Below are 26,919 nucleotides of genomic sequence, written 5' to 3'. Positions count from 1 at the left end.
CTCGGTCGTGGACTCCCTCTCCCGCACTGCGGGAGAGGGTAGGGGTGAGGGCCAGCGGCCGCCGAACACTCGCCACCGCCACACGTCCTGCCGAGACCCCGGCCCTCACCCCCGCCCTCTCCCGCGGTGCGGGAGAGGGAGTTCCACCGAGCGCGGTCGGTAGAATCCTCGCCCTCGATTCCTGATTCCCGACATGTCCGATTCCATCGACTCCAACGACTCGCCCGACCTGCCCGATCCGGTAGCGGGCGAGGGCGCCAACCATCCGAAGGCCCGCATCCGCAGCTTCGTCGTGCGCGCCGGTCGCATGGGCACCGGACAGATCAAGGCGCTCGCGGAGCTCGGACCGACCTTCGTGCTGCCGTTCAAGCCCGAGGCGATGGACTACGCGGCGACCTTCGGGCGCCAGGCGCCCGTCGTCTTCGAGATCGGCTTCGGCATGGGCGGTCCGACCGCCCAGATCGCCCAGACGCTGCCGGACGTCGATTTCATCGGCTGCGAAGTGCACGAGCCCGGCGTCGGCGCGCTGCTCAAGCTGATCGGCGAGCAGGACATCCCCAACATCCGCATCTTCCAGCACGACGCCGTCGAGGTCCTGGACGCGATGATCCCCAAGGGCTCGTTGGCCGGCGTGCACATCTACTTCCCCGATCCCTGGCACAAGAAGCGCCACAACAAGCGCCGGCTGGTGCAGCCGCCGTTCGTGGCCAAGCTGGTGCAACACCTGGCGCCGGGCGGCTACCTGCACCTGGCCACCGATTGGGAACCCTATGCCCAGCAGATGCTCGAAGTGCTGGCCGCTGATCCGGATCTGACCAACACCTCGACGCGCGCCGACGGCTACGCCGACAAGCCCGAGTACCGCCCGCTCACCAAGTTCGAGCACCGCGGCCTGAAACTCGGCCACGGCGTCTGGGACCTGGTGTTCAAGCGCAAGGCCTGACCCGCTCCGCCGCCAACCCGCCGCCGACCCGTGTCCCGGGTTCGCGGTTCCTTGCGTCGTGTTCCGCCCGACTGGGCGCGAACCCGCGTGACAAAGGTCAGGCACGGTCGGACCTGCAAGGCCTTTCAGGGATCGCCAAAAGGTCGCGCTGGTAGAGTTCCTTCCTATGTCCGAATCCAATTCCCTCGCCGGTCGCCACGTCCTCCTGGGCCTGTCCGGCGGCATCGCCTGCTACAAGATCGCCGAGCTGACGCGGCTGTTCGTGAAGGCCGGCGCCACGGTGCAGGTCATCATGACGGAGGCCGCGGAGGCCTTCATCACGCCGGTGACGATGCAGGCGCTGTCCAACCGGCCGGTCTTCACCAGCCAGTGGGATGCGCGCCCCGACAACAACATGGCGCACATCAACCTGACGCGCGAGGCCGATGTGATGGTGGTCGCGCCCGCCAGCGCGGACTTCATCGCCAAGCTGGCGCAAGGCCGCGCGGACGATCTGCTGTCGTTGACCGCTCTGGCCCGTCCGGCGCACAAGTGCGCGCTGCTGCTGGCCCCTGCGATGAACCGCGAGATGTGGGCGCATCCGGCCACGCAGCGCAACCTGGCGCAGGTGCAGGCGGACGGCGCGCTGGTGATGGGCGTCGGTTCCGGCGACCAGGCCTGCGGCGAGGTCGGCGACGGCCGCATGCTGGAGCCGATGCAGCTGCTGGAGCACGTGGTCTCGCATTTCCAGCCCAAGGTGCTGGCCGGACGCAAGCTGCTGATCACGGCCGGACCGACCTACGAGGCGATCGATCCGGTGCGCGGCATCACGAACCGCTCCAGCGGCAAGATGGGTTTCGCCGTCGCGCGCGCGGCCGCCGAGGCGGGTGCCGAGGTGACTTTGGTGGCCGGTCCGGTGCACCTGCCGACGCCGTTGGGCGTGACGCGCATCGACGTGCAGAGCGCGCGCGAGATGCTGGACGCGGTGCTGCCGCGCGCGGCGACGCACCAGGTGTTCGTGGCGACGGCGGCGGTGGCGGACTGGCGGCCGGCGCAGACGGCCGAGCACAAGATCAAGAAGAACGCCAAGGCCGGTGAGGCGATCGCGCCCGCGCTGGATCTGGCGGAGAACCCCGACATCCTGGCGACGGTCGCCGCGTTGCCGCATCCGCCGCTGTGCGTGGGCTTCGCGGCGGAGAGCCAGGACCTGATCAAGCATGCGCGCGAGAAGCGCCAGCGCAAGAACGTGCCGCTGATCGTGGCCAACATCGGCCCGGCGGCCTTCGGGCAGGAAGACAACGCGCTGACGCTGGTCGACGCCCGCGGCGAGCGCGAGCTGTCGCGCGCCGACAAGCTGACGCTGGCGCGCGAGCTGGTGCGCGAGATCGCGCAGCGGCTGACGACCTACGGCGTCTGAGCCCGAGGTCGATCTTCAGACCTTCCGATTTCCGATTCGACTGTTTCTTCGACTGATTCCATGACCACCATCGATCTGAAGGTGCTCGACCGCCGCATGGCCGAGCAGCTCCCCGCCTACGCGACGTCCGGCAGCGCCGGCCTGGACCTGCGCGCCTGCCTGGACGAGGCGATCACGCTGTCGCCCGGCGACACGGTGCTGGTGCCCACGGGCCTGGCGATCCACATCGGCGACGCGGGCCTGGCCGCCATGATCCTGCCGCGCTCGGGCCTGGGTCACAAGCACGGCGTGGTGCTGGGCAACCTGGTCGGCCTGATCGACTCGGACTACCAGGGTCAGCTGATGGTCAGCGTCTGGAACCGCGGCAAGGACGTGTTCACGATCCAGCCGATGGAGCGCATCGCGCAGATGGTGATCGTGCCGGTGGTGCAGCCGACCTTCCGCGTCGTCGACGATTTCGACGCCTCTTCGCGCGGCGAGGGCGGGTTCGGTTCGACCGGCAAGGCCTGATGTCCGGGTGCCGATCTGCTGGTGAACCGACGCGCTCGACTTGAGGGTGTCGCACTGTTGATCGGCTAGCCCGCGGCCGTGGTTCCGCGCGGATCCGCCAGTGTCAAACGGGCGCCGGCTGCGCAGACTGCTCGACTTTCGTTGCTCGAAAGGCGAAGCAGATGACGATATCGGACGCGGACGACAGGGCCGGACGCCGACCGACAGGGCGCGTGGCGACACGGGTCTGGCGACTCTCGGAGCTGGTGCGGCTGCTGGGCGGCAGCCTGCGCGGCAAGGACCGCGACGTGCGCGGCATCGCGGCACTTGAGGGGGCGGCGGCGGAGGAACTGTCATTCCTGGTGTCGCCCAAGCACCTGCCGGAACTCGCGACCTGCCGGTCCGCCGCCTTGATCGTGCCGCCGGCGTGCGCCGACGATGCGGCTGCACCGGGGCGCAGCCTGATCCTGACGCCGGATCCCTATCTCTACTTTGCGCGGGCGGCCTCGCTGATGTATCCGTCGGCACCGGCGCGCGGCGGCGTGGATCCGCGTGCGGTGATCGGGATCGACGGCGTGATCGCCGCCTCGACGGAGGTCCGCGCGCTGGCTTGCATCGGCGACCGCGTGACGATCGGCGAGCGCTGCGTGATCCATGCCGGCGTGGTGATCGGCGATGACGTCCACATCGGGGACGATTCGGTGCTGCATCCGCGCGTCGTGGTGCACGACGGCTGCGTGATCGGTCGGCGGGTGACGATCTACAGCGGCGCCGTGATCGGCGCGGACGGCTTCGGCATGGCCTGGAACGGGGGCGAAGGCAAGGACGCCGGCCACTGGTGCCGCATCCCGCAACGCGGGGGTGTGCTCATCGGCGACGATGCCGAGATCGGCGCGAACACGGCGATCGATCGCGGCACGCTCACGGACACGGTGATCGGGCGCGACGTGCGCATCGACAACCTGGTGCAGATCGCGCACAACGTGCGCATCGGCGATCACACGGCGATCGCAGGCTGCACGGGCATCGCGGGCAGCACGCGGATAGGCGCGCGCTGCCTGATCGGCGGCGCGGCGATGGTGGTCGGGCACATCTCGATCGCGGACGGCACGACGATAGGCGGCGGCACGCGGGTCTCCAAGAGCGTGCGCGAGCCGGGGCACTACACGTCCTACTTCCCGTTCTCCACCTTCGACGACTGGCGATCGAACGCCGCCCACCTGCGGCAGCTCGACAGGATCGTCGGCAGGGTCAAGGACGTGGAGGCGGCCGTGAAGGCCTTGGGGGAGTCGCAAGCGCCGCCGTCGGACGTCTGACGGACGCTTGTCTGCCGCCTTGATGCGGGGGGCGGGCGAAGCGCTGGTTTCGAGCGCTTCGCCGACCGGTCAGTCCCCGTGCCCGTGACCTTCCTCGACGCCCGCGGCTGCCGCATCCACCGGCGCGCTCGCATTCACCCCGTCGAAGAAGAACGGCTTGCGCGGCTTCTTCGCCGGCCAGACCTCGTTCATCGACGGGATGTCGAAGACGCGGCCACCCTGCATGACCTGGCTGATCCTGTCGCTCTGGCGGATGTCCTTGAGCACGTCGCCGTCGAGGATCACCAGGTCGGCGAGCTTGCCCGCTTCCAATGAGCCGATGTCCTTGTCCAGACCGAGGTAGCGCGCCGGGTTGAGCGTCGCGGTGCGGATGGCCTCCAGCGAGGTCATCCCGCCCATGCCCATCATCCACAGCTCCCAATGCGCCCCCAGGCCCTCGCGCTGGCCGTGCGCGCCGATGTTCACCGACACGCCCGCGCGTTGCAGCTCGGTCGCGGTCTTGGCGACCTGGATGACGTTGAAGTCCTCCTCCGGCGCCGTCTCGCGGCGCACGCTGCGCGGCTCCAGCACGGCCTTGGGCACGAACTTGCTGAGGATCGGGTGGCGCCACACCTCCGTGCGCGCGTACCAGTAGTGCTCGCCGTCCAGGCCGCCGTAGGCGACGTTCAGCGTCGGCGTGTAGCCGACCTGCGTCTGCGGCCACAGCTGCTTGACGTCGTCGTAGACCTTGGCGACCGGCAGCGCGTGCTCCACGCCGGTGTGGCCGTCGACCACCATCGACATGTTGAGCTGGAACAGCGAGCCGCCTTCCGGCACGACCATCATCCCGGTCTCGCGCGCCGCTTCGAGCACCTGCTGACGCTGGTCGCGACGCGGCTGGTTGTAGCTCTTCACGCTGATCGCGCCGGCCGACTTCAGCCGTTTCAGATGCGTCTGCGCGTCCTCGAGGCTGTTGATGACCGCGGAGAAATCGGCCTTCGCGCCGTACAGCACCGTGCCGGTCGAGAAGATGCGCGGCCCGACCACCCGGCCCGTGCGCTGCATCTCCGACTGCGTGTAGATGTCGCTGGTGCGGTTGGACGGGTCGTGCAGCGTCGTCAGGCCGAAGGCCAGCGAGGCGTAGTTGATCCAGCTCTGCTGCGGGACGATCTCGCTCTCGGCCATGGTGCCGTGCCAGTGCGCGTCGATCAGGCCCGGGATGATCGTCTTGCCGGCCGCCTGGATGGTTTCCGTGCCCGCGGGGATCGCCACCGACGCGCGCGGCCCGATCGCCGCGATGCGGTCGCCGTCGACCAGGATCGCGCCGTCCTCAATGACTTCATCGGGCTTGCTCGCGTTCATCGTCACGATGCGCGCGCCGACGATCGCGATGCGGCCCTTGGGCTTGTCGGCGGTCAGCGTCAGCTTGATGGGCGCGCCGCGCTCCGCCGGCTTGAAGCCCGGCTGCAGCGCCTGCGCCAGCGGCACGGTGAACAGCTCGTTGCCCAGCGCGTAGTGCAGCGCATACGGCTGCGACTTGCCGTCGCCCGACCACTGCAGGTCGTCGCCCGCATTGACGTCGAGCTTCTTCACCGGCATCGCCTCGGCCTTCGGGCCGACGGTCTGCAGCTTGCCGGCGGGAGCGAGCGGCGTGACGTAGGTGTGGAAGCGTTCGGTGAAGCCCAGCCACTGGCCGTCCGGCGACACGGTGAAGCGGGTCGCGAATTCGCTCTTGGCGACGGCGAACTCGCTGCGCTCGACGAGGTTCAGCCGGACCAGTTGGTGATTCGAATCGACCTCGCCCGTCGTCTGCTTGCGCGTGACGAAGAGGGTGTCGTTGTCGGCGCCGAACTGGGGCGTCTCGCCGTCCTTGGTGACGCGGCGCGGCTGGCCCTTGCCGTCGACCGCGGCGACGTAGACGCCGGGTTCCAGGCTGTTCCAGGGCGACGTCAGGAAGCCGCCCTTGGCCTTCTGGTACGCGACGGTTTTGCCGTCCGGCGAGAACGCCGGCGACAGGTACTTGCCCGGCTCGGGCGTGACGACGGTGTCGCGGCCGCCGGCGAGGTCGAGCACGCGCACGCGGCCCTGGTCGGCGTCGTTCCAGCTCACGTAGACGAGCTGCTTGCCGTCGCGCGAGAAGGCCGGGAAGTATTCGAAGCGTTCCGTCTGCGACGTGAGGCGGCGGGCTTCGCCGACCGGCTGGCCGTCGCGCAGCTCGCTCGCATAGAGGTAGCCGGCGGAGGAGAACACCACGCGCTTGCCGTCCGGCGAGACCTTCACCCAGCGCAGCATCTTGGACTCGAAGGTGGCGGGCGCGACCTCATGCGCGAAGCGCAGCGCGGGCGTGATCTGGCGCTCGTCCTTCACGTGGAAGGGGATCTCGGCGGCGCTGGACTTGAAGGGATCGATGCGCCACAGCTTGCCCTGCGCCCACGCGACCACCTGCTTGGAATCGGGCATCCACGCGATGCCGGGGTACACGCCGTGGACGGACCAGGACTCCTGCAGGTCGCGTTCCATGCCGGTCCAGGCGGGGAACTCGCGGCCGGTCTTCAGGTCCTTGAGGAAGAGGGTGGTGCGGCTGCCCGACGCGTCGCGCAGACGGCGGATGAAGGCGAGGTACTTGCCGTCGGGGGAGGGCGTCGGGCGGATCGCGCCGCCGGGGCCGGTGACGAAGGGCTCGTTGGTGCCGTCGGTCAGGTCCTGGCGGTAGATGCGGAAGATCTCGCCGGTGCTGTCCTTGTTGTATTCGAACTGGCGGCCCGGCGTGCTGTCCTGCGAGTAGTAGAGGAATTTGCCGTCGGGCGAGAGCGCGGGTTCGCCGAGGTCCTTCTGCCAGTTCGGCTTCTCGTTGAGCTGCTGGCCCTTGCCGCCGTCGACGTGATAGAGCCAGATCTCGCCGCTGCCCAGCGAGCGGGTGCCGGTGAAGTGCTTGCGGGCGGCGATGTACTTGCCGCTCGGATGCCAGACGGGGTTGTTGAGCAGGCGGAAGTCTTCGGTCGAGATCGCGCGGGCGTTGGAGCCGTCGGCGTTCATGACCCAGATGTTGTCGCCGCCGCCGGCGTCGGAGACGAAGGCGATCTGTTTGCCGTCGGGCGAGAAGCGGGGCTGCATCTCCCAGGCGATCGAATGCGTGAGCGCCTTGGCTTCGCCGCCACCGACGGGCATCACGTAGAGGTCGCCGAGCAGGTCGAAGACGATCTGCTTGCCGTCGGGGCTGACGTCGACGGACATCCAGGTGCCGGTGCGCACGTCCAGCTGGGCGATCTTCTTCTCGCCGGGGGGCTGGTTGACGTTCCACTTCGCGGCGGGGGCCGAGGCGGCCGCAGCGGGCGAGGGCGTCGCCGCAGGGGCTTCAGGCGCGTCAGCGGCGAAGGCGGCGGCCTGCAGCGCGAGGCCGAAAGCGATCACGCCCGCGCGGGCGGGCGTGACAGTGAAGCCGTTGAAACCGGTCGTCAGCGCGGACTGCTTCGTGAGCATCTTGTTCGTCATGGGGCACCCTGGGATGAAGAGTGCCGGCAGCATAGAGGCCGCCTACGCGCAAACCCGACCGGGTTTGCGAGGGCATGACGAATGGCAGTGCGCTGAGCGCGCCGACGGGCTTCCCGTGCGGCGTCATCCATTCGTTCGTCGTCATCCACCCGTTTGAGAAAGCGCCCTACGATGCGCCGCTTCGTCCCCTGCCATTGAATCGATGCGATTGAGAAGGTCCTCCCTGGCAGCGCGCTCCGCTGCACTGCTCGGCGTGTTGCTCGCCGCCGCCATGGGGCTGGCGTCCGCGTCTGCCTCCCGCCAGCCGCTGCCGACGGAGGAACCGACGGCACCTGGGACCGGTGCATTCCTCGATCCGGAGGGTCATTGGGTGGCGGAGGTGTCCAGTCGCGCCATGGCCGTCTGGATCACGGACGTTTCCGGAGCGGACCGCTGGAGCAGCGAAGTCCATCTGCCCGGAGGAGGTCGGATCCTCTGGTCGTTCTGGGCGGCGCAGCGCCGTGCGCTGATCGTGGTTGCGCAGGATCAGTCCACCCCGCGGGTGTTCTCGGTGGATCCGGCAACGTCTCAGGCGACTGAACTGACCCGGGGCGGCGATCGCCTCGTGATGAGCCTCGCCAGCCCGGTGAACGGGTACAGATTTTCGCGCTTCCGAATCCGGCGGGAGGGGCAGGCCCTGGATCTGACGCCTGAGGGCGAGTTCGTTCCTGTCGCGGACGCGCAGGACCTCTGCTCAGGCGGCGCTTGCGGTGGGAACTCGCTCCGGTTCATCCAACGCGGACAAGAGCAGCGCTACGGATCCGGTCCTCCGGGCGTCGAGAACCTGTTGGTCGTCAATGCCGCGGACAGGAGGCAGGGTACGGCACTGATGTCGGTCGCGTCAGAAGGGCGGGCGTTCTTCCTCTCCTCGGTCGAACGGGATCGGCTCGGGCTCCTCAGCGTCTCGCTGGCGACGGGCAAGACGGAGACGCTCGCTGAAGGGGAGTCCGACATCCTGTCCGTCGTCCTCCACTCGACGACGCTCATGCCGGAGTTCGTGGAATTCGACGACCGTTCCCGCGTTGTGAAGGCGCTCTCCGACGAAGGCCGACGGCACCTCGCGGCACTCCGCCGACTGGGGCATTCGGAACCGAGGATCGTGGACCGCGCGCCTGGCGACCGATACTGGCTGGTGGCCTTTCCGGACGCGCCCTACACGGCGCGGCTGATGATCTATGACGCGTCGCAACAGCGCCTGCGCGCGATCCGGCCGGTCGGGACTCGCTATCGGGGCAGCGTGACCTGGACGACGTCTCGCGACGTGGTCCGCTCGGTGGGCGGCATCGAGGTGCCTTTCCTGGTCTTCACGCCGCTGTCCTGCGGGGATCGGACATGTCCGCTGGTGGTGCGATTGCACGGCGGCCCCGCCGTGAGGGATTCGGGCGAGGTCTCCCCGGAGGATCAGACCCTGCTGGGGGCAGGTTTTGCGCTCCTGCACATCAACTACCGCGGCTCGCGCGGATTCGGCAAGCAGTATGAATTGCTGGATCGGAAGCAATGGTTCGGAGCCATCGAAGAGGATGTGGCCAGGAGCCTCGAGAAGGCCCTGCGGCTGCCCGGCCTGGATGGCGACCGCGTCGCCTTCACCGGGACGAGCTTCAGCGCGTTCCTGGCGCTGAATCTGCTCGGCAAGGCGCATTCGGCGAGATGCGCCGTGGTGGACTCCGGCTTCTATGACCTTCCCGAGTTCGTGCGGACGTCGATCGCCAAGACGCAGGGGAACACCGACCTGATCGAGCGTGCGGGAGATCCCCGGATCGACGCCGAGCGGCAGGCGATGGAGGCGGCCTCGCCGATCGGACGGAGCCTTGCCTTCGCAAAGACGCCAATCCTCCTGTTTCACGGCGCGAAGGACACGACGGTCGACGTCTCTCAGGCACGCGCGTTCGCCGCGCGCCTCCAGGCGCACGCCAACCCGCTCACGTATGTGGAGCTCGCGGACGAAGGCCACGGGCTGACGGGCGCACGGCAGGTGGTGATCGACAAGACGACGACGTTCCTGGCGGCGTGTCTGCGTCCGGCGCAGGGCCTCAGTTCATCTCGTCCGAGGAGATCGAGCGAGGCTCCGGATTCGCCTCGGTGACCGCCTGGAGCAGCGTCCTGAGCCTCGGAGGCCTCAGAGCTTGACGGTGGTGACGCGTCCGGCCATCACCGGGGCGCCGTGCTTCTGGTCGGGCGCCGCGTTGCGGATCACCTCGTACTGGCCCACGCGAAGATTCTTGAACTCGAATCGCCCGGCGGCATCGCAGACCGCCCCACGGACGGAGCCGTCGGCGTCGCTGATCAAGACGATCTGTTCACCGGGCGCGGCGTTGCCCTGCACGGTGCCTGTCTGATCAGCGGCCAGAGCGGACAGGCCCGTGGCGGTAAGCGCCGCGGCGATGACGGCGGGACGGAGGATCTTCAAGAGTTTCATGGCGAGGCAATGCTTGGTCGAATATGACGCCGGCCATCGAGCGGTGAGGCGGCGCGAGGATTGATGTCCAGCGTAGCAGTCCCGCCGAAGCGGATCTGATCGTCATGCTGTCATGCCCAGCGGCCGGTGTGCCCGAAGATTCAGATGATTGGTCGATACTGACTTCTCTGTCGTGTCCCTCGGCCTTCCTTTGTCGACCATGTCCACGAGTCCCAAGAACCGCCGATCAAGTGCAGTCCTGCCGCCGGGCATCGTCCCGCACCCCCGCTATGGCTCGCTCCCCATCGCCTCCATGGTGACGATCCCGGAGGCGGAGATTCGATTGGGCTTCTGGGGCCTCGGGAACGCGGTCATCTTTGCTGAGACGGTGCTCGTTGCGGACACAAGCAAGCAGAACTACGCAATCTTCCCGCGTCGCTTCTACGTGGACATCCTGCGGGATTGCCGGGAATGCGGGCGACCGTTCCTGTTCTTCGCGCAGGAGCAAAGGCACTGGTTCGAGGAACTGCAGTTTTATGTCGATGCGGATTGCGTCCATTGCGTCGAGTGCCGCGCTCGGAAGCATGACGCCAAGGCGCAGCTTGCTCGTTTCTCAGCAGCGATGAAGGCGCCGAATTTGAGTCGGAAAGATCTGATGACCTTGATCGACGACGCTGCGGATCTCCTGCAAGCCGGCGTCGTCTCGAATCTATCGAAGCTGGGTGCGCTCAAGAATCGAGCGCTTCGGGAATGCGCAGAGTACCCCGGCACTTCGCGTCTCGCGCAAGCGCTCGGCGAGGCGCTTCGTGACTGATGGGCTTGTTGAAGAGCGCGGGCCTTGCGCAAGCAGTTCAATTGGTGGGAAGGCGTCTCACCAATTGGCCGAGGACCTCAATTCATCTCATCCGATGAGATCAAGCGAAGCCCGGGCGTCGCCTCGATGACCGCCTGGAGCAGCGCCGCGGCGATGCTGCTGGCCGGATTGATGCGGAAGCGCTTCGGCAGGACCGGCGTCAGGACGCGGATCAGCGCCATCGCCGCATGCTCGGCGCGCCTGGTTTCATTCCGCTCGCCGCCGATGAGACTGGGCCTGCAGATCGTCAGGGATCGGAACCCGATGACCTGGATGTCCCGTTCCACTTCGCCCTTGGTCTTCGTATAGAAGAACCGGGAGTCTGCCGACGCGCCCACCGCGGACACGAGGGCGAAGGCCTCGACGCCCGCAGCGTGCGCGGCTCGCCCGAACGCGACGGGGAGCTCGTGATCGACATGCCGGAACGCCTCTTTCGATCCGGCCTTGGCCTGCGTCGTCCCCAGGGCGCAGATCACCGCTTGAGGCTCGTACGACGCCAGCATCGGAACGAAGTCATCGAGCTGCGGACAGACGGGGTTCACGAGCTTTGCGGTCGGCGGCAGCGGCTTGCGAGTCGGCGCGATCACCTCGGAAATCGCCTCATCAGCCAGCGCGAGCTTCAGCGCGTGGCCGCCCACCAGACCGGAAGCTCCTAGCAGAAGCAATTTCATCGTCGAATCTCCTCGAACCTGTCGAAGCGATCCGGGGATGTCTTCAGGCCTGCGCCTTCTGCCACCGTTCGATCTCTTCGCGATGGCGCTGAATGTACGCTTGAAGCTTTGCGAAGCGCCTGCGCGTCTGCCAATCGAATATCCGCACGACGATGGGCTCCAGCAGCCATTGGATCCACGTGGGTCCGACCTCGAAGGTGTAGCTGTAGATCAGGCACGAGCGGTCCATGCTGTCGCGGCGGTGCTGGATGGAGGCGGCCCAGCGCCTGAACGGGAAGGATTGCCCCACCATCGTGGCCGCCGCGACGTTCGGCCGGTCGAAGGACACGAAGGTCGTCGTCATCGACAGCGGACGCAGCAGGCCGCGGCCCTGGTTCTCCGTGACGGCGCCGGCGAACGGGCAGGGCGCATCGCCCTGCACCCGCGTGTGACGGACCAGCGAGTCCCACTTCAAACGCCAATGGTGGAAGTGGAAGGCGTCGAAGACGACGTCCGCCGGGGCCGACATGTCGAACTCAAACCGCCGATGCGCCATCGAGCACCTCCTCCGCTGGAACGTCGGTCACCATACCCCAACGCTCGAACTCCGGTTGAAACTCGTCCAGGCTCAGCAAGCCCATGCAGGCATGAGCGCCCGGGGTCAGGTCTTCACCACGCGCCAACCGTCTCGTCAGGAGGATCGCGGCCATGCAGGGGATCTCCGGCCCGTGGTCGTCGTCGGCGGCGATGTGCCATTCCCTTTGAATCTGCCGACCCATCGAGTCCTCGCCTTCCACCCGCACGACCATACCGCCTAGCGCGGAGCCGAGGAAGTCGAACATCGGCGCCGTCGCCTGCATCAGCGCGGCCAGTCGAGAGGGCTGCTTCAGCAGCCCGAAGCGCCGGAGCGCGGCCAGCCATCCCATCGCCCGTTGCGTGACGCCGACCTCGAGTGCTGCCCGGAACATGACCCGATTCGCCACGCCGTAGCGCGAGGGGAACAGCTCCAGATCCGGGATGTCGCACAGGGCGCCGAGGCGCGGCCGCAGGCGGGCGAACTGGACGGGCGTGGGATTCGCCCATCCGAGGCGCGACATCCAGCGCCCTTCGTCCCAGACCTGGACGCGGCCGCCGCAATAGCTCAGCACGGCGGCAAGCGTTGCTTCTCCGCGCGGTGCGGTCTGGGCCGGCGCGATGCAGATGTCGATGTTGCGGATGCTTCGCCACTGGTGCGTGAGCCGCTGCACCACGGCGGAGGACAAGGCCGGCACGGTGCTCGCGCCGGAGATGCCGACCCGCCCCGAGGCGCGGAACGCCTCATCCAGCGCCGATGGGAAGTCGCAGACGAAGCGACGTCCGTCGGCGAGATCGATGTAGTGCGCGCCGGCTCGCGCGGCCGCCTGCGCGACGTCGTAGGACTGATCCTGGAAAGGACCGGCCGTGTGGATCAGCAGCTCGACGCCCAGGCGGCGGAGCTCATCGGAGAACGCGGGCGACGCCAGGTCGATCGCGATCCCTTCCGCGCGTGAGCCGAGCGCCTCGGCCAAGGCGCGCGCCCGGGCCGCATTCCGCCCGCCGATCATCAACGCGATCGACGGATCCCCCGCCAGCGCGCGGCAGATGCGCGCGCCGAAGTTCCCGTAGCCCCCCAGTACCAGCGTCTTCAATTCGAGGTCTTCTTCGATCCGATGGAAGCGCGGAGTCTACGGGGATGCTCGGCCTGCGCCCGATGTCGGCAGGCATCGGGCTTCTCAACGGCTCAAATAAAAGTCCGTCGGAATGAGTTCCACGGCCCAGCCGCCCGCTTCGCCGATCTGAGCGGCCGGATGCATCGCGGCGATGCGCTGCGCCTCCTCGGGGCTGTCCGCCTCGATGATGAACAGTCCGCCGACGACCTCCTTCGTCTCCGTGTAGGGCCCGTCAGTGATCTGCGTCTTGCCGCCGCGGGGTCGGAGCGTCTTCCACTTGTCGAGGTCGCCCAGCGACGCGGACACCAGCACCTTGCCGGTCGCGCGCATCTTCTCGTCCAGCGCCGGGCACTGGCTCACCAGCGCCTTGACGTCGTCGGGCGACATCTCGTCGAACTTCTCCGGCGTGAAGTAGGCGAGTCCGAGGTATTTCATCGAGGTTCCTTTCAGAGGGTTGATACCGTGACGACGAACGAGGCAACCGAAAATCGACAGCGGCCCGGGGCCGCATCGGCATTCAGGTACGCTTCGCCCCGATCATGATGCGCATCTCCCCTGTCAAAGTCATCGCCGGCCTCGCCGCCGTCATCCTGGCCATCGCCGGACTGTTCTTCGCTTCCGAAGCGCGTCAGGGCGTGGTCAACATGTTCTCCTCCATCCGCCTGAGCTCGCCGGCGAAGCACCCGCAGGCGGCCCGGCCCGCCGACACCGGGGCCGTCGCCTCCGGCGTGCGCGTCATTCCCATCGGCGTGTCTCCCCAGTCCCGTCCGGCCCCGGCCAGCGCGGCGCGGTCGGACGGCCGCTGATGCGCCTTCCCCGTCGCTTCGACGGCGCCTTGATGAGTCCGCCCGACCCGCTCGTTGCGGGCGGTGCCGGCGGCGTGGGCGGCGTTGACCGTACGGTCGATGCCGCGTTGCTTGAGACGATCCGGGAATGGTGCGAAGGCGGCGCCAATCCGTCGCTGACCGAGCCGCTGCGTGTAGCCGGCATCGCGCCGAATCCCGCGCTGGACCGGGTCGCCTGCGAGCTCGACGGTAGTCACGATCTGGCGCGCCTGAGTCGTTGGCGCGGCCTGTGGTGGCGCTTGCAGATCCTGTGGCGCGAGTGCCTGACGAATCGCGCCGCTCAGCCCGACGCCCCCTGGGACTGCGGTTGGTGGAGAGAGGGATCCCTCGGACCTGCCGAAGCTTTCCGACCGCGCCGCCCCACGCTGTTGATGGTGCGCGCGCCGGATCCCGTGGTTGCCGCGGCGCTGCTGTCCGCGCTGCGCGCCAACAGCGCGGCCTACGCGCAGCCGGTGCGCGTGCTGGTCGTGTCGACCGCAGCGGTGGCTGGCATCATCCGTCTCTGATCGAGTTTCGACGAGGTGCGCCATGCCCCACGATCCCGGCTTCCTGTCCGGCACCGAGAACCTCTCGATGCCCGCCGCCACGGTCATCCCGGTGCTGCACTACCCGGACGTGCCCGCCGCCGTGGCGTGGCTGGTCCGGGTCTTCGGTTTCACTGAACGCCTGCGCATCGGCGACCACCGGGTGCAGATGACCATCGGCAACGGCGCGATCGTCGTGGCTCACGGCGACGCGCCCGTCGACCCCGAGTTCTCCCTCATGGTCCGCGTCGCGAGCGCGGATCAGCACGCCTCACGGGCGACGGCCGAAGGGGCGGAGCTGCATTCGCAGCCGCAGTCATTCCCGTATGGCGAGCGCCAGTACACCGCCTCGGACCTGGCGGGCTACGTCTGGACGTTCTCCCAATCCGAGCGCGACGTCGATCCAGGCACCTGGGGCGGAGAGCTCCTCACCGGGAGGCCTGACAAGGCCTGACCCCTGTCTTGTCAGACGTGGTCTGACGCCGTCAGGCGCGACTGAAACGGCCCGGCGTCATCCGGCCGACAGACGCCACGGATCCTGCCGCTCCGCCGCGTCCTGCTGCCGGAATGCCTTCGGCGAGAGACCGACCGTGCGCTTGAAGACCTTCGAGAACCCGAACGCGTCCTTGTAGCCGACGGCCGCGGCCACCGCCTCCAGGCTGTGCCGCGTCTGCGCCAGCAGCTGCATGGCGCGCTGCATGCGCACCACGCGCAGATGATTCAGCGGCGTGTCGCCCATCGCCTCGCGGAAACGTTCCGCCAGTGCCGTGCGCGACAGGCCGACCCGCTTCGCCAATTCCTCCAGCGTCCACGGATGCGACGGATCGCCGTGCATCAGCGCCACCGCGCGACCCACCGTCGGGTCCTGCACCGCCAGGCTCCAGCCCACGCTGGTCGCCGCGCGCCGCGAGATCAACTGCCGCAGCGCATAGGTGAACAGCAGGTCCAGCAGCCCGTGCGTGATGATCTCGGCGCCGGGTTCGGCCTCGCGCAGTTCCTCGACCAGCAGCCCGCCTGCCAGCGCCAGCGGCCCGAGCCGCGGCATGTCCGCCGCGCGCAGCACCGCCCAGACCGGCAGCTCCGCGAAGAACGGATGCAGCGGCGTGTGCCAGAACTGGTACGCGCCGCTGAGGACGACAGCGTCCGTCTCCGCCGGCGCCACGGACGCGCCCGAGCCTCCTGAAACGCCTGAAGCCCCAACGGCGCTGAACGCGTCGAGCGCCACCGTCCGTTGCATGTCGATGTCCTCGACGCGCTGGCCGTCGAGCGCGGGGCGCAGGCTCAGCACATGCGGATGACCGCGCGACATCACGGCGATGTCCCCGCCGCTCAGGCGCAGCGGTTCGTCCAGCTCAGGCGCATGCAGCACCACGTGGCCGCGCAGCACCACGTGCAGTCCGATGCTGCGGTCGCAGGGGAAGCGCAAGGCGCAGTCCGCCGACAACGCGCTCAGGTCCAGCAGGCGGCGCGACAGCCCCGTGTCGCGCAGGACGGCGCTCAGAAGGTCGATGCTCATGGGTGGGAATCATGGAACGCGAAGACATGAATTATGGATCTTTGTCCATTCCGGATACGGCATCCGGTTTCTAGCATGGATGCCTCTTCATTCATTCCGGAGTCCTGAACATGATCGTCATCACCGGCGCCAACGGCCAACTGGGCCGCCTCGTCATCGACCGACTGCTGTCCCAGGGTGTCGCGCCCGGGCGCATCGTCGCCGCCGTGCGCACGCCTGCGAAGGCTGCCGACCTCGCCGCACGCGGCGTCGTCGTCCGTGAGGGCGACTACACGCGTCCCGACACGCTGGCCCAGGCCCTCGCGGGCGCCGAACGCGTTTTGCTGATCTCCTCGAACGATCTGGGGGACCGCGTCCCGCAGCATCGCGCCGTCATCGACGCGGCGAAGGCCGCCGGCGCGGACCAGCTCGTCTACACCAGCGTGCTGCATGCCGACCGTTCGCCGCTGGGCCTGGCCGGCGAGCACCGCGAGACGGAGGCGCTGATCAAGTCCTCCGGCCTGACGCACGTGCTGCTGCGCAACGGCTGGTACGTCGAGAACTACCTGGCCGCGCTGCCGATGGCGCTCCAGCATGGCGCCTTCCTCGGCTCGGCGAGGGAAGGGCGCATCTCGTGGGCCGCTCGCGCGGACTACGCGGATGCGGCGGCGGCGGTGCTCACTCGACCGATCGCCGGCAACGAGACCTTCGAGCTGGCCGGCGACCGCGGCCACACGCTGACGGAACTGGCCGAGGAAGTCGCCCGCCAGAGCGGCCAAGCCGTGGCGTACAAGGACCTGCCGCGCACGGACTACCAGCGCGTGCTGCTGGACGCGGGCCTGCCGGCGCCCTTGGCGGAGCTGCTGGCGGATTCGGACGAGCAGGCCGCCGAGGGCGCGTTGCAGGATGACGGCGGTGCGCTGTCGCGTCTGATCGACCGACCGACGGCGCCATTGGCCGCGTCGGTCGGCGAAGCATTGAGCGCCCATCAGGCCTGAGGTCGCAGGGGAGCAGCCGGCTGGCGGGCGCCCGGCGCTACACCAGCAACCCAGCCATCTCCTGCGCCATGCGCTCGAAGGTGCACCGCCAGGTGTCCAGCAAGGCCTGGGCCCGCAGCTTCTCGCTGCCGGGGAGGCGGGCGATGTTGTTGCCGGTCAGATTGCCGTCGTTGTCGAACCATACCGACAGGTTGAAGCCCGTGTCGTGGATCGGAAGGCTGATGTGCTTCTGGGCCAGGTCGGAGACGAGACCCTCGCCGTTGCCGGTGGGAGTGAAGGTGAAGTGAAGGCTGTCGGACAGCCGGTAGTACGTGTAGACGTCACTGCTCGTCGGGCTTTCCGAGATGTATTGGCCATTGCCGTCGTCGCCGGAATTGCTCAGCGTGTAGCTCTCTGGCATGTCTTTGCATTGAGTCATGGATCCTCCTGAAGGGGGCTGTGTGGGGCAGGCTGACATCCGCATCGGGAGCGCGTTCACCGCCCCCGATGCGGCGCGAGATCAACTCACGGAGATCAGGTTGTCCAGGTTGAGCACCGCGGCGCGCGAGGTGAGCGAGCCGCCGAAAGTCACTTCCTGCGCGTTGGTCACGTCCGCGATGTCCATGACGTCGCCGGGTTCGAAGTTGCCGAACAGCACCCAGTAATTGGGGTGCGGCGTGAACACGGCGGTCATGTTGGGAGCCGCCTGGATGGCAAAGGTCCCGGCGCCCGACATGCCGACACCCACCGAGGTGCGATGCGGCACCACGTTGTTCAGTTGACGGATGGTCAGGCTGCCCAGCGCGCCGTTGTCGTCCGGCGCCTGAAAGTGCGTCGCGCCGTACTCGTCCATCGTCAACTGCACCAGGTTCCGACCGTTCGGATCCGCCGCGATGGATTCAGACGCCTTGAACTTGACGCCCGGCTGCAGGATGCCGGTTTCCGACCACACGAAGTTGTAGTCGACCGTCCATTCGAAGGTCACGGTCGTACCGCTGTGACAGGGCTTCGCGAGCCAGGCCAGCGAGAAGACGTTGCCCGGAACGGTCATGGGCGGCGGCTTCTGGAAGACCGCGAAGCTGCCGGACAGGTCGGACTTGTTGCTGCAACTGAGAGAGTACTGTGTCATGGTGACCTCATGGTGAGAGGCATGGCCTCGATGAACCTTCGTCCTGAGACGAAGGGGATGGAAATGACCGGCGATCCGTCCTCGAGACCGTTCTCGAGATGGCGGACGCAGGCCACGTGGACGTGCCGGCGACCTGCCGACACGGATCCGGGAAACGCCCTTCGAAGGGTTCGACCGGCATCGCCCTGATTCCCTTTCAATCGATGGCTCGACCTTAGATTTCAGTGTTGGCCCCGGCCATGGACCCCGGTCCCGAAGACTTGGACGGGCGTCCCGGCCGATGGTTCGAAGGGGTCAGACCAGGTCGCGCACCCAATGCGCCAGGGACGCCGGATCGGTCGACGCGTCCGACGGGCCGGCGCGTTCCTTCGAATGCGCGCGCGCCGCCCGCGGCGAGAGGCCGAAGGCCTGGTGGAACGCGCGACTGAAATACGCCTCGTCCGAGAACCCGACGGCGTAGGCGATCTCGCCGATCCGTCGATGCGCCGACAGGGGGTCGCAGATCTGGGCATACCCGTGTCGCAGGCGCCGCTGCCGGATGTAATTTCCGACGCCGCCGAATCGGGAGAACTGGCGATAGAGCTGGGTGCGCGAGATTCCGAGGTCGCGTTCGAGGTCTGCGGGACCCAGTTCTGGTCGCTGCAGATGGCGTTCGATGTAATGCCGCGCGCGCCGGGACGGCGCCGGCACAGGCGCGCCATGCGGTGTCTCCCTGGGCGCTCGACGCCCCAGGCCGAAGCAGGTCAGCACCATGTCGCGCGTGATGCCCGACAGTGCGGCGGCCTCGTTGTCCCCGAGGCCACGGGCCAGCTCCCCGAGCGCGATCAGGTGGCTGGCCAGCACGATCGCCGCGGGCGTGGCGCGGGGCAGGTGTTGCCCGTGCTCGAAGCCCGAGAACCGATCGTGAAGCTCGAGTTCCGTCCGGGGGAAGATCAGGCTGATGGCCTCGACGCGCCGGCAGCCCACGACCGTGTCCCGTGAGAGGTCGCAGAGCGCCATGTCCATGGCGCGCAGCCGAATGGGCCCGGCCTCCAGACCGAAGCACATGCCGCCACGAAGGATCAGGTGGACGACGAGATGGTCGAGGTCATCCTGCAGGGCCCGGGTCCGGGTCCGCGCGAAGCGACCCGCGTCGATGTAGGTCTGGCACAGCAGGAACTTCCCGAAGTGGAAGGCCGTGACGTGACACGCCGCATCGCCTTGGCGCGGCGCCTTGGCCGGTTCGGCGTCGAACAGCGCGCCCAGCACTTCCGCGGCAAAGGCGGCCAAGCCCGGCTCGCCCGCGGGGCCGCGGTGATGGACGAATCGCATGGGCGACCGGAACGGGAAGGCCCGCTCCGCGATGCACGCGTGTCACGCGTCGATCGCAAGCGCGGGACGCCGTCGACGATCAGGTCGTCATGGGCCGTCGATGCGACCTGCCGGAACGGGGGCGCATGAGATCGCCGCGCGGTATCGCCTTGCCCTGTCGGCAGTCGATCTGCGGCTCGGAAGACTTGAATGCGGACACCATTTGCTCCCTCGGCCCGTCCACATGCCCATCGACGCATCGTCGCGGTACGCATGCCAGGAATGCGACCGCCCGTGCTGGTTCTTGAGGCATGCCCCCCCCCGGGCAAGTTTCTGGCGAACGCCGATCGCCAGCTTTGGCGCGAAGGTAACCCAGATGCCGGGCGACATTCAAGCAGACAAGCTGTCGAAAGCCCGATCTGATTCATTCAGTCGGCGCCAGTCATTCGGAGACGGAAGCGCCATGCAGCTTCTGGCGATTCTGTCGATTTGATTTCGTCAGAATCGCCGTAGAGTGACGTTGAATGAGCGCGCTGGCATGCGGTGCGACAGAAACGGAAAGGGAAAAGAGAACGGGCCGCAGTGGCGGCCCGTCGAATGGCGGAGTCGGCGTCAGACGATCACTTGGCCCGCGCCGTCATGATCGCGTCGGCGACGTTCTTCGGCGCCTCCGAGTAGTGCTTGAACTCCATCGTGTAGGTCGCGCGGCCCTGCGTGGCCGAGCGCAGCGAGGTGGAGTACCCGAACATCTCCGACAGCGGCACTTCCGCCTTGATGATCTTGCCGCCGCCGACCATGTCGTCCATGCCCTGCACCATGCCGCGGCGGCTGGACAGGTCGCCCATTACCGTGCCGGCGTAGTCCTCGGGCGTCTCGACCTCGACCGCCATCATCGGCTCCAGGATCACCGGGCTGGCGCGCCGGCAGGCTTCCTTGAAGCCCAGCGACGCGGCCATCTTGAACGCGTTCTCGTTGGAGTCCACGTCGTGGTACGAGCCGAAGGTCAGCGTGACCTTCACGTCCACCACCGGATACCCCGCCAGCACGCCGTTGGGCAGGCTGTCGATCACGCCCTTCTCGACCGCCGGGATGAACTCGCGCGGCACCACGCCGCCCTTGATCGCGTCGACGAACTCGAAGCCCTTGCCCGGCTCCTGCGGTGCCAGCGAGAACACCACGTGCCCGTACTGGCCCTTGCCGCCGGACTGGCGCACGAACTTGCCTTCCACGTCCGTCACCGCCTTGCGCACCGTCTCGCGGTACGCCACCTGTGGCTTGCCGACGTTGGCCTCGACGCTGAACTCGCGCTTCATCCGGTCCACGATGATTTCCAGGTGGAGCTCGCCCATGCCGGAAATGATGGTCTGGCCCGACTCCTCGTCCGTGCGCACGCGGAAGGACGGATCCTCCGCCGCCAGACGCCCGAGCGCGATGCCCATCTTCTCCTGGTCCGCCTTCGTCTTGGGCTCCACCGCCTGCGAGATCACCGGCTCCGGGAAGATCATCCGCTCCAGCGTGATGATGGCCTCGGGATCGCACAGCGTCTCGCCCGTCGTGACGTCCTTCAGGCCCACGCAGGCGGCGATGTCGCCGGCCAGGATCTCCTTGATCTCCTCGCGCTGGTTGGCGTGCATCTGCAGGATCCGGCCGATGCGCTCCTTCTTGCCGCGCGTCGGGTTGTAGACCGAGTCGCCCGACTTCAGGATGCCCGAGTACACCCGCACGAAGGTCAGCTGGCCCACATACGGATCGGTCATCAGCTTGAAGGCGAGGGCGCTGAACTTCGCGTCGTCCGCGGCCGCGCGCGTCGTGTCCTGCTCGTCGTCGTCGGTGCCGTGCACCGGCGGGATGTCCACCGGCGAGGGCATGAAGTCGATCACCGCGTCCAGCATGCGCTGCACGCCCTTGTTCTTGAACGCCGTGCCGCACAGCATCGGCTGGATCTCGCCGGCGATCGTGCGCTTGCGGATCGCGCGCTTGATCTCCGCCTCGTCCAGCTCGCCGGTCTCGAGGTACTTGTTCATCAGTTCCTCGTCGGCCTCGGCCGCGGCCTCGACCATCTTCTCGCGCCACTCGTCGGCCTGCGCCTTGAGCTCCGGCGGGATCTCCTGGTAATCGAAGGTCATGCCCTGCGTGGCGTCGTGCCACAGGATGGCCTTCATCTTCAGCAGGTCGATCACGCCCTTGAAGTTCTCCTCCGCGCCGATCGGCAGCACCACCGGCACCGGGTTGGCCTTGAGCCGGTCCACCATCATCTGGCGCACGCGGTAGAAGTCCGCGCCCACGCGGTCCATCTTGTTCACGAAGGCCAGACGCGGCACCTTGTACTTGTTGGCCTGGCGCCAGACGGTCTCCGACTGCGGCTGCACGCCGCCGACCGAGTCGTACACCATCACCGCGCCGTCCAGCACGCGCATGGAGCGCTCCACCTCGATGGTGAAGTCCACGTGCCCCGGGGTGTCGATGATGTTGATGCGGTGCTCCGGGTAGGACCGGTCCATGCCCTTCCAGAAGCAGGTCGTCGCCGCGGAGGTGATCGTGATCCCGCGCTCCTGCTCCTGCGCCATCCAGTCCATCGTCGCCGCGCCGTCGTGCACTTCACCGATCTTGTGATTGACCCCGGTGTAGAACAGGATGCGCTCCGTCGTCGTCGTCTTGCCGGCGTCGATGTGCGCCGAGATGCCGATGTTGCGGTAGAGCTCGATGGGGGTCTTGCGGGACATGGTGGTCTCCAGTGGCCGATGAACGACCCGCGGGCGCCAGCTTCACTGGAGGCCCCCGCCGGGTCCGAGAACCGACCAATGTAGCGACAAGCCATGACCCCCGCCATCCGCCCTTCGGAAGAGCCCGGCGACGCCGGGGCCGGAACACATTTCGACACCCCCCGTGAATAAGGGACACAAGATCGGGCGAATGCTGGAATTTCCGGGCGATTACATCGTGGGACGTCGATACATTCGGACACTCGAATAATGTTCCAGGGAGTTGGTGTGAAGTTGCAAGTTCTTGCCCGCGTATTGCCCGCTGTCATCGGGTTGTCCGCATTCGCAGTCGGCGCGCAAGGCGCCGTGGCCGCGCCCAACCACGTCGACGTCGGCATGACCTGTACCGTGGCGGACGGCTGGTGGTCGCTGGACCGGGAGCGTCCGGAACAGCCGGAACCGGTGAAGGTCGTGGCGGTGAAGCCGCTGACCACCGGCGCCCCCGGCGTGTGGGTGCAGCCGCAGCGCGGCAAGCTGACCGATCAGCAACTGCATCTGGCGCTGGAGCGCCTGTCCGACTGCCGCTGACGGGCGATGGAGGAGGCGGCCGGACGGGGTAAACCCGGCCCGGGCGGCTGCGCTGGCTAGAATGGCGGGCTCACCGTCGCGGCGCGCGCGGCGCAAACCCCTCGGGACCCCATGGCCAGCACCACCTCCTCCAAGCATCTGATTCACTTCGAGGGGGGCAATGCCCTCTCGTCCTTCCGGGCCGCGGCGCTGCTGGCGCGTCTGCAGGCCGTCAGCGACCGCATCGCGGCGGTGCATGCGCGCCACGTCCACTGGGTCTGGACCGATGCGGCCATCGACGATGAAGGCCGGGGCAAGCTGGCCGCGCTGCTGGACTACGGCGACGCCTACGAAGGCCCGTCCGACGGCGCGTTGATCGTCGTCGCCCCGCGCCTGGGCACGCTCAGCCCCTGGGCCTCCAAGGCCACCGACATCGCCCACAACTGCGGCCTGGCGATCCACCGTGTCGAGCGCGTCACCGAATTCCGCCTGACGCTGAAGTCGGGCCTGCTCAGCAGCCTGACCGCCAGCCTGAGCGGCGGCGCGAAAACGCTGACCGACGCCGAGATCCTCGCCTGCGCCGATCTGCTGCACGACCGCATGACCGAGAGCGTGCTGCTGTCGCGCGAGGCCGGCGCCCACCTGTTCGACGAGAAGCAGGCCCAGCCCCTGGCCCACGTGGACGTGCTGGCCCGCGGCCGCGCCGCGCTGGACGAGGCCAACGGCGCCTGGGGCCTGGCCCTGTCCGACGACGAGATCGACTACCTGGTCGCCGCCTTCACCAAGCTGGGTCGCGACCCCAGCGACGTCGAGCTGATGATGTTCGCGCAGGCCAACAGCGAGCACTGCCGCCACAAGATCTTCAACGCCCAGTTCACCATCGACGGTGAAGCGCAGCCGCTGTCGCTGTTCGGCATGATCCGCAACACCGAGAAGCTGCACCCGCAGCACACGGTGATCGCCTACGCCGACAACGCGGCGGTGATGGAAGGCCACGTGATCGAGCGCTGGATGGCCGCCGGCGACCGCCGCGCGCCGAAGTACGAGGCCCGCGCCGAGACCGCCCACGTGCTGATGAAGGTCGAGACGCACAACCACCCGACGGCCATCTCCCCGCATCCGGGCGCCTCCACCGGCGCCGGCGGCGAGATCCGCGACGAGGGCGCCACCGGCCGCGGCGCCAAGCCCAAGGCGGGCCTGACCGGCTTCTCGGTCTCCAACCTGCACCTGCCGGGTCTGTCGGAGCCCTGGGAAAGGAATCCGGTCGGCAAGCCTGCGCACATCGCCAGCGCGCTGCAGATCATGACCGAGGGCCCGCTGGGCGGCGCCGCGTTCAACAACGAGTTCGGCCGGCCCGCGCTGGGCGGCTACTTCCGCGTCTTCGAGCAGGACGTGGACGGCATCCGCCGCGGCTATCACAAGCCCATCATGATCGCCGGCGGCCTGGGCGCCATCCGCGCGGACCTGACCAAGAAGATCGCCTTCCCGGCCGGCTCGCTGCTGATCCAGCTGGGCGGCCCCGGCATGCGCATCGGCATGGGCGGCAGCGCGGCGAGCTCGATGGCTGCGGGCACCAACACGGCCGACCTGGACTTCGATTCGGTCCAGCGCGGCAACCCCGAGATCCAGCGCCGCGCGCAGGAAGTCCTCAACCATTGCTGGGGCCTGGCCGAGCGCAACCCCATCCTGGCCGTGCACGACGTCGGCGCCGGCGGCATCTCCAACGCCTTCCCGGAACTGGTGAACGACGCCGGCCGGGGCGCGATCTTCGACCTGCGCAAGGTGCCGCTGGAAGAGAGCGGCCTGGCGCCCAAGGAGATCTGGTGCAACGAGAGCCAGGAGCGTTACGTCCTGGTGATCGCGCCGGAGAGCCTGGAACTCTTCACCGCGATGGCCGAGCGCGAGCGCTGCCCGTTCTCGGTCGTCGGCGTGACGACGGAACAGCGCGAGCTGGTGCTGGAAGACGGCGCCGACGGCGAGCGCGCCATCGACATGCCGATGGACGTGCTGCTGGGCAAGCCGCCCAAGATGCACCGCGACGTGACGCGCGTGGCCCGATCGGGCGGCGCGCTGACGCTGGACGGCGTGGACCTCGCGACGGCGGCGCGCACCGTGCTGCGCCACCCGACGGTGGCCAGCAAGCGCTTCCTGGTCACCATCGGCGACCGCACCGTCGGCGGCCTGAACCACCGCGACCAGATGGTCGGCCCGTGGCAACTGCCGGTGGCCGACGTCGCCGTCACCCTGTCCGACTTCCAGGGCTTCACCGGCGAGGCGATGAGCATGGGCGAGCGCACGCCGCTGGCCGCCGTCGACGCGCCGGCCTCCGGCCGCATGGCCGTGGCCGAGGCCATCACCAACCTGCTGGCCGCGCCGATCGAGCTGTCGCGCGTCAAGCTGTCGGCCAACTGGATGGCCGCCTGCGGCGAACCCGGCGAGGACGCCGCGCTGTACGACACCGTCAAGGCCGTCGGCATGGACCTGTGCCCGGCGCTGGGCATCTCCATCCCGGTGGGCAAGGATTCGCTGTCGATGCGCACGCGCTGGAGCGATGACGGCACGACGAAGCAGGTCACCGCCCCGGTCTCGCTGATCATCACCGCCTTCGCGTCGCTGGCCGACGTGCGGGGCACGCTGACGCCGCAGTTGCGGGACGGCGACACGACGCTGGTCCTGGTCGACCTCGGCCAGGGCCGCATGCGCATGGGCGGCTCCATCCTGGCGCAGACGCTGAACCAGTTCGGCCCCGAGGTCCCCGACCTCGACGATCCCGCGCTGCTGAAGGCGCTGGTCGCCGCGGTCAACGACCTGCGCGGCCAAGGCAAGCTGCTGGCGTACCACGACCGCAGCGACGGCGGCCTGTTCGCCGCGGCGCTGGAGATGGCCTTCGCCGGCCAGCGCGGCGTGAGCCTGAACGTCGACATGCTGGTCACCGAGGGCGACGGCATCAGCGACAGCCGCGCCGAGGTGGGCGACTCCAAGAACTGGGCCTCGCAGGTCAGCGGCCGTCGCGACGAGCTGACGCTCAAGGCGCTGTTCAACGAGGAACTGGGCGTCGTGCTGCAGGTCGCCACCGGCGACCGCGACGCGGTGCTGCAGACGCTGCGCGCGCACGGCCTGTCGAAGATCTCGCACGTCGTCGGCAAGACCAACGAGGCGAAGCAGGCGGAAGTCTGGCGCGACGCGAAGAAGGTCTTCGCCGCGCCGCTGAACGAGCTGCAGCAGGAGTGGGATCAGGTGTCGTGGCGCATCGCCCGCGACCGCGACAACCCCGCCTGCGCCGACCAGGAACACGCGCTGTCCGCGACGCCGGGCAAGGGCCTGCACTGGTCGCCGAGCTTCGACGTCAAGGACGACGTCGCCGCGTCGCTGATCGCCGGCGGCGTCCGCCCCAAGGTCGCGATCCTGCGCGAGCAGGGCGTCAACTCGCATGTCGAGATGGCCTACGCGATGGCGCAGGCCGGCTTCGACGCCTACGACGTGCACATGAGCGACCTGCAGGCCGGCGCGGTCGATCTGAAGGACTTCAAGGGCTTCGTCGCCTGCGGCGGCTTCAGCTACGGCGACACGCTGGGCGCGGGCGAGGGCTGGGCGCGGTCCATCCTCTTCAACCCGGTGCTGAAGGCGGCCTTCGAGGCCTTCTTCGCGCGTCCCGACAGCTTCGCGCTGGGCGTGTGCAACGGCTGCCAGATGCTGGCGGCGCTGTCGCCGATGATCCCGGGCGCGCAGGACTGGCCGAAGTTCGTGCGCAACCGCAGCGAGCAGTTCGAGGCCCGCCTGGCGCAGGTCGAGATCGTCGACTCGCCGAGCATCTTCTTCACCGGCATGGCCGGCAGCCGCCTGCCCATCGCGGTCGCGCACGGCGAGGGCTTCGCGGACTTCTCGCAGCGCGGCGACGCCGACCGGGTGCTGCGCGCGATGCGCTATGTCGACGGCGACGGCCAGCCGACCGAGCAGTACCCGCTCAACCCCAACGGCAGCCCGCAGGGCCTGACCGCGGTCACCACGGCCGACGGCCGCTTCACCGCGCTGATGCCGCATCCGGAGCGCGTGTTCCGCAACATCCAGATGAGCTGGACCGGCGGCGACGCCGGCGAGTTCAGCCCCTGGATGCGGATGTTCCGCAATGCGCGGAAGTGGGTGGGGTGAG

Annotated in this window: 23 protein-coding genes; 12 read left to right on the top strand and 11 right to left on the bottom strand. The window is 68.3% G+C overall.

The features are described from left to right. Positions 1 to 193: 193 nt before the first annotated feature. From trmB to lpxD, 4 genes are all read left to right on the top strand, one after another. On the top strand, positions 194 to 943 hold the full coding sequence (gene trmB / locus ACQZ13_RS19450; RefSeq protein ID WP_431047259.1) for a tRNA (guanosine(46)-N7)-methyltransferase TrmB: 750 nt from the start codon (positions 194 to 196) through the stop codon (positions 941 to 943). Positions 944 to 1,109: 166 nt separating this feature from the next. Further along, positions 1,110 to 2,339, top strand: a complete 1,230-nt coding sequence (coaBC, locus tag ACQZ13_RS19445) for a bifunctional phosphopantothenoylcysteine decarboxylase/phosphopantothenate--cysteine ligase CoaBC (protein ID WP_431047257.1) — start codon at positions 1,110 to 1,112, stop codon at positions 2,337 to 2,339. Positions 2,340 to 2,399: 60 nt separating this feature from the next. Next, positions 2,400 to 2,849 (top strand): dUTP diphosphatase, encoded by a 450-nt coding sequence (gene dut / locus ACQZ13_RS19440; RefSeq protein ID WP_431047255.1) that lies wholly within the window; start codon positions 2,400 to 2,402, stop codon positions 2,847 to 2,849. 161 nt (positions 2,850 to 3,010) lie between these two features. Further along, entirely contained in the window at positions 3,011 to 4,144 is a 1,134-nt protein-coding gene (gene lpxD / locus ACQZ13_RS19435; RefSeq protein WP_431047253.1) for a UDP-3-O-(3-hydroxymyristoyl)glucosamine N-acyltransferase, read from the top strand. A gap of 69 nt (positions 4,145 to 4,213) precedes the next feature. Here lpxD and ACQZ13_RS19430 read toward each other — a convergent pair whose 3' ends face one another. Then, positions 4,214 to 7,615 (bottom strand): amidohydrolase family protein, encoded by a 3,402-nt coding sequence (locus tag ACQZ13_RS19430; protein WP_431047251.1) that lies wholly within the window; start codon positions 7,613 to 7,615, stop codon positions 4,214 to 4,216. 394 nt (positions 7,616 to 8,009) lie between these two features. Between ACQZ13_RS19430 and ACQZ13_RS19425 the strand changes: the two genes are divergently transcribed. Continuing rightward, on the top strand, positions 8,010 to 9,737 hold the full coding sequence (locus tag ACQZ13_RS19425) for an alpha/beta hydrolase family protein (protein WP_431047249.1): 1,728 nt from the start codon (positions 8,010 to 8,012) through the stop codon (positions 9,735 to 9,737). 33 nt (positions 9,738 to 9,770) lie between these two features. On the opposite strand, the gene ACQZ13_RS19420 is transcribed toward ACQZ13_RS19425, so the two are convergent. Beyond that, positions 9,771 to 10,070 carry a carboxypeptidase-like regulatory domain-containing protein gene (locus ACQZ13_RS19420; protein WP_431047247.1) on the bottom strand — a complete coding sequence of 100 codons (300 nt, stop codon included), beginning with the start codon at positions 10,068 to 10,070 and terminating at the stop codon, positions 9,771 to 9,773. 148 nt (positions 10,071 to 10,218) lie between these two features. On the opposite strand from ACQZ13_RS19420, the gene ACQZ13_RS19415 reads away from it, so the two are divergent. Continuing rightward, positions 10,219 to 10,863, top strand: a complete 645-nt coding sequence (locus ACQZ13_RS19415) for a zinc-ribbon domain containing protein (protein WP_431047245.1) — start codon at positions 10,219 to 10,221, stop codon at positions 10,861 to 10,863. 77 nt (positions 10,864 to 10,940) lie between these two features. Here ACQZ13_RS19415 and ACQZ13_RS19410 read toward each other — a convergent pair whose 3' ends face one another. From ACQZ13_RS19410 to ACQZ13_RS19395, 4 genes are all read right to left on the bottom strand, one after another. Beyond that, a complete protein-coding gene (locus ACQZ13_RS19410; RefSeq protein ID WP_431047243.1) occupies positions 10,941 to 11,573 on the bottom strand; it encodes an NAD-dependent dehydratase in 633 nt (210 codons plus the stop codon). Positions 11,574 to 11,616: 43 nt separating this feature from the next. Beyond that, the gene (locus ACQZ13_RS19405) at positions 11,617 to 12,081 is read right to left on the bottom strand and encodes an SRPBCC family protein (RefSeq protein ID WP_431047241.1); all 465 of its coding nucleotides are present in this window, start codon (positions 12,079 to 12,081) and stop codon (positions 11,617 to 11,619) included. Between the two features lie 7 nt (positions 12,082 to 12,088). Further along, the gene (locus tag ACQZ13_RS19400) at positions 12,089 to 13,219 is read right to left on the bottom strand and encodes a saccharopine dehydrogenase family protein (RefSeq protein WP_431047239.1); all 1,131 of its coding nucleotides are present in this window, start codon (positions 13,217 to 13,219) and stop codon (positions 12,089 to 12,091) included. Between the two features lie 84 nt (positions 13,220 to 13,303). Continuing rightward, positions 13,304 to 13,675 (bottom strand): YciI family protein, encoded by a 372-nt coding sequence (locus tag ACQZ13_RS19395; protein ID WP_431047237.1) that lies wholly within the window; start codon positions 13,673 to 13,675, stop codon positions 13,304 to 13,306. Between the two features lie 107 nt (positions 13,676 to 13,782). On the opposite strand from ACQZ13_RS19395, the gene ACQZ13_RS19390 reads away from it, so the two are divergent. Genes ACQZ13_RS19390 through ACQZ13_RS19380 form a run of 3 tightly spaced genes read left to right on the top strand, consistent with a single transcriptional unit; the run spans position 13,783 to position 15,063 of the window. Further along, the gene (locus ACQZ13_RS19390; RefSeq protein WP_431047235.1) at positions 13,783 to 14,046 is read left to right on the top strand and encodes a hypothetical protein; all 264 of its coding nucleotides are present in this window, start codon (positions 13,783 to 13,785) and stop codon (positions 14,044 to 14,046) included. Continuing rightward, entirely contained in the window at positions 14,046 to 14,591 is a 546-nt protein-coding gene (locus tag ACQZ13_RS19385) for a hypothetical protein (RefSeq protein WP_431047233.1), read from the top strand. The genes ACQZ13_RS19390 and ACQZ13_RS19385 overlap by 1 nt, the downstream gene beginning before the upstream one ends. Before the next feature lie 22 nt (positions 14,592 to 14,613). Further along, positions 14,614 to 15,063 carry a VOC family protein gene (locus tag ACQZ13_RS19380; RefSeq protein ID WP_431047231.1) on the top strand — a complete coding sequence of 150 codons (450 nt, stop codon included), beginning with the start codon at positions 14,614 to 14,616 and terminating at the stop codon, positions 15,061 to 15,063. Positions 15,064 to 15,120: 57 nt separating this feature from the next. On the opposite strand, the gene ACQZ13_RS19375 is transcribed toward ACQZ13_RS19380, so the two are convergent. Continuing rightward, complete coding sequence (locus ACQZ13_RS19375) at positions 15,121 to 16,125, bottom strand: cupin domain-containing protein (RefSeq protein ID WP_431047229.1); 1,005 nt, start codon at positions 16,123 to 16,125, stop codon at positions 15,121 to 15,123. Between the two features lie 110 nt (positions 16,126 to 16,235). Here ACQZ13_RS19375 and ACQZ13_RS19370 point away from each other — a divergent pair, with 110 nt between their 5' ends. Then, positions 16,236 to 17,102 (top strand): SDR family oxidoreductase, encoded by an 867-nt coding sequence (locus ACQZ13_RS19370; protein ID WP_431047227.1) that lies wholly within the window; start codon positions 16,236 to 16,238, stop codon positions 17,100 to 17,102. Positions 17,103 to 17,139: 37 nt separating this feature from the next. Here the strand turns inward: ACQZ13_RS19370 and ACQZ13_RS19365 are convergent, their stop codons facing one another. The 4 genes from ACQZ13_RS19365 to fusA all read right to left on the bottom strand — a co-directional run bounded on the left by ACQZ13_RS19365 (position 17,140) and on the right by fusA (position 22,223). After that, positions 17,140 to 17,520, bottom strand: a complete 381-nt coding sequence (locus ACQZ13_RS19365) for a hypothetical protein (protein ID WP_431047225.1) — start codon at positions 17,518 to 17,520, stop codon at positions 17,140 to 17,142. 81 nt (positions 17,521 to 17,601) lie between these two features. After that, on the bottom strand, positions 17,602 to 18,210 hold the full coding sequence (locus ACQZ13_RS19360; protein ID WP_431047223.1) for a hypothetical protein: 609 nt from the start codon (positions 18,208 to 18,210) through the stop codon (positions 17,602 to 17,604). Between the two features lie 294 nt (positions 18,211 to 18,504). Then, positions 18,505 to 19,458, bottom strand: a complete 954-nt coding sequence (locus tag ACQZ13_RS19355) for a helix-turn-helix domain-containing protein (protein ID WP_431047221.1) — start codon at positions 19,456 to 19,458, stop codon at positions 18,505 to 18,507. Positions 19,459 to 20,120: 662 nt separating this feature from the next. Further along, entirely contained in the window at positions 20,121 to 22,223 is a 2,103-nt protein-coding gene (fusA, locus tag ACQZ13_RS19350) for an elongation factor G (protein WP_088408303.1), read from the bottom strand. A gap of 312 nt (positions 22,224 to 22,535) precedes the next feature. Between fusA and ACQZ13_RS19345 the strand changes: the two genes are divergently transcribed. Together ACQZ13_RS19345 and purL are read left to right on the top strand one after the other, a co-directional pair. Then, positions 22,536 to 22,790, top strand: coding sequence for a hypothetical protein (locus tag ACQZ13_RS19345; protein ID WP_431047219.1), 255 nt, complete (start codon positions 22,536 to 22,538; stop codon positions 22,788 to 22,790). 111 nt (positions 22,791 to 22,901) lie between these two features. Beyond that, positions 22,902 to 26,918, top strand: a complete 4,017-nt coding sequence (purL, locus tag ACQZ13_RS19340; RefSeq protein ID WP_431047217.1) for a phosphoribosylformylglycinamidine synthase — start codon at positions 22,902 to 22,904, stop codon at positions 26,916 to 26,918. The last annotated feature ends 1 nt before the right edge of the window (position 26,919 follow it).

Origin of the sequence: Roseateles sp. L2-2 (genome assembly GCF_050613215.1) — a bacterium.
Taxonomy (GTDB): domain Bacteria; phylum Pseudomonadota; class Gammaproteobacteria; order Burkholderiales; family Burkholderiaceae_C; genus Roseateles; species Roseateles noduli.
The sequence above is the reverse complement of the archived record's forward strand: the minus strand, read 5'-3'. Positions and strand labels throughout refer to the sequence as shown.

Coding starts and splice junctions, on each gene's coding strand:
- dut (WP_431047255.1), top strand. CDS start 2,400: ATGACCACCATCGATCTGAAGGTGCTCGACCGCCGCATGGCCGAGCAG.
- ACQZ13_RS19410 (WP_431047243.1), bottom strand. CDS start 11,573: ATGAAATTGCTTCTGCTAGGAGCTTCCGGTCTGGTGGGCGGCCACGCG.
- ACQZ13_RS19430 (WP_431047251.1), bottom strand. CDS start 7,615: ATGACGAACAAGATGCTCACGAAGCAGTCCGCGCTGACGACCGGTTTC.
- ACQZ13_RS19370 (WP_431047227.1), top strand. CDS start 16,236: ATGATCGTCATCACCGGCGCCAACGGCCAACTGGGCCGCCTCGTCATC.
- ACQZ13_RS19375 (WP_431047229.1), bottom strand. CDS start 16,125: ATGAGCATCGACCTTCTGAGCGCCGTCCTGCGCGACACGGGGCTGTCG.
- purL (WP_431047217.1), top strand. CDS start 22,902: ATGGCCAGCACCACCTCCTCCAAGCATCTGATTCACTTCGAGGGGGGC.
- ACQZ13_RS19405 (WP_431047241.1), bottom strand. CDS start 12,081: ATGTCGGCCCCGGCGGACGTCGTCTTCGACGCCTTCCACTTCCACCAT.
- ACQZ13_RS19380 (WP_431047231.1), top strand. CDS start 14,614: ATGCCCCACGATCCCGGCTTCCTGTCCGGCACCGAGAACCTCTCGATG.
- trmB (WP_431047259.1), top strand. CDS start 194: ATGTCCGATTCCATCGACTCCAACGACTCGCCCGACCTGCCCGATCCG.
- ACQZ13_RS19390 (WP_431047235.1), top strand. CDS start 13,783: ATGCGCATCTCCCCTGTCAAAGTCATCGCCGGCCTCGCCGCCGTCATC.
- ACQZ13_RS19425 (WP_431047249.1), top strand. CDS start 8,010: ATGGCCGTCTGGATCACGGACGTTTCCGGAGCGGACCGCTGGAGCAGC.
- ACQZ13_RS19360 (WP_431047223.1), bottom strand. CDS start 18,210: ATGACACAGTACTCTCTCAGTTGCAGCAACAAGTCCGACCTGTCCGGC.
- ACQZ13_RS19420 (WP_431047247.1), bottom strand. CDS start 10,070: ATGAAACTCTTGAAGATCCTCCGTCCCGCCGTCATCGCCGCGGCGCTT.
- coaBC (WP_431047257.1), top strand. CDS start 1,110: ATGTCCGAATCCAATTCCCTCGCCGGTCGCCACGTCCTCCTGGGCCTG.
- ACQZ13_RS19365 (WP_431047225.1), bottom strand. CDS start 17,520: ATGACTCAATGCAAAGACATGCCAGAGAGCTACACGCTGAGCAATTCC.
- ACQZ13_RS19385 (WP_431047233.1), top strand. CDS start 14,046: ATGCGCCTTCCCCGTCGCTTCGACGGCGCCTTGATGAGTCCGCCCGAC.
- fusA (WP_088408303.1), bottom strand. CDS start 22,223: ATGTCCCGCAAGACCCCCATCGAGCTCTACCGCAACATCGGCATCTCG.
- lpxD (WP_431047253.1), top strand. CDS start 3,011: ATGACGATATCGGACGCGGACGACAGGGCCGGACGCCGACCGACAGGG.
- ACQZ13_RS19395 (WP_431047237.1), bottom strand. CDS start 13,675: ATGAAATACCTCGGACTCGCCTACTTCACGCCGGAGAAGTTCGACGAG.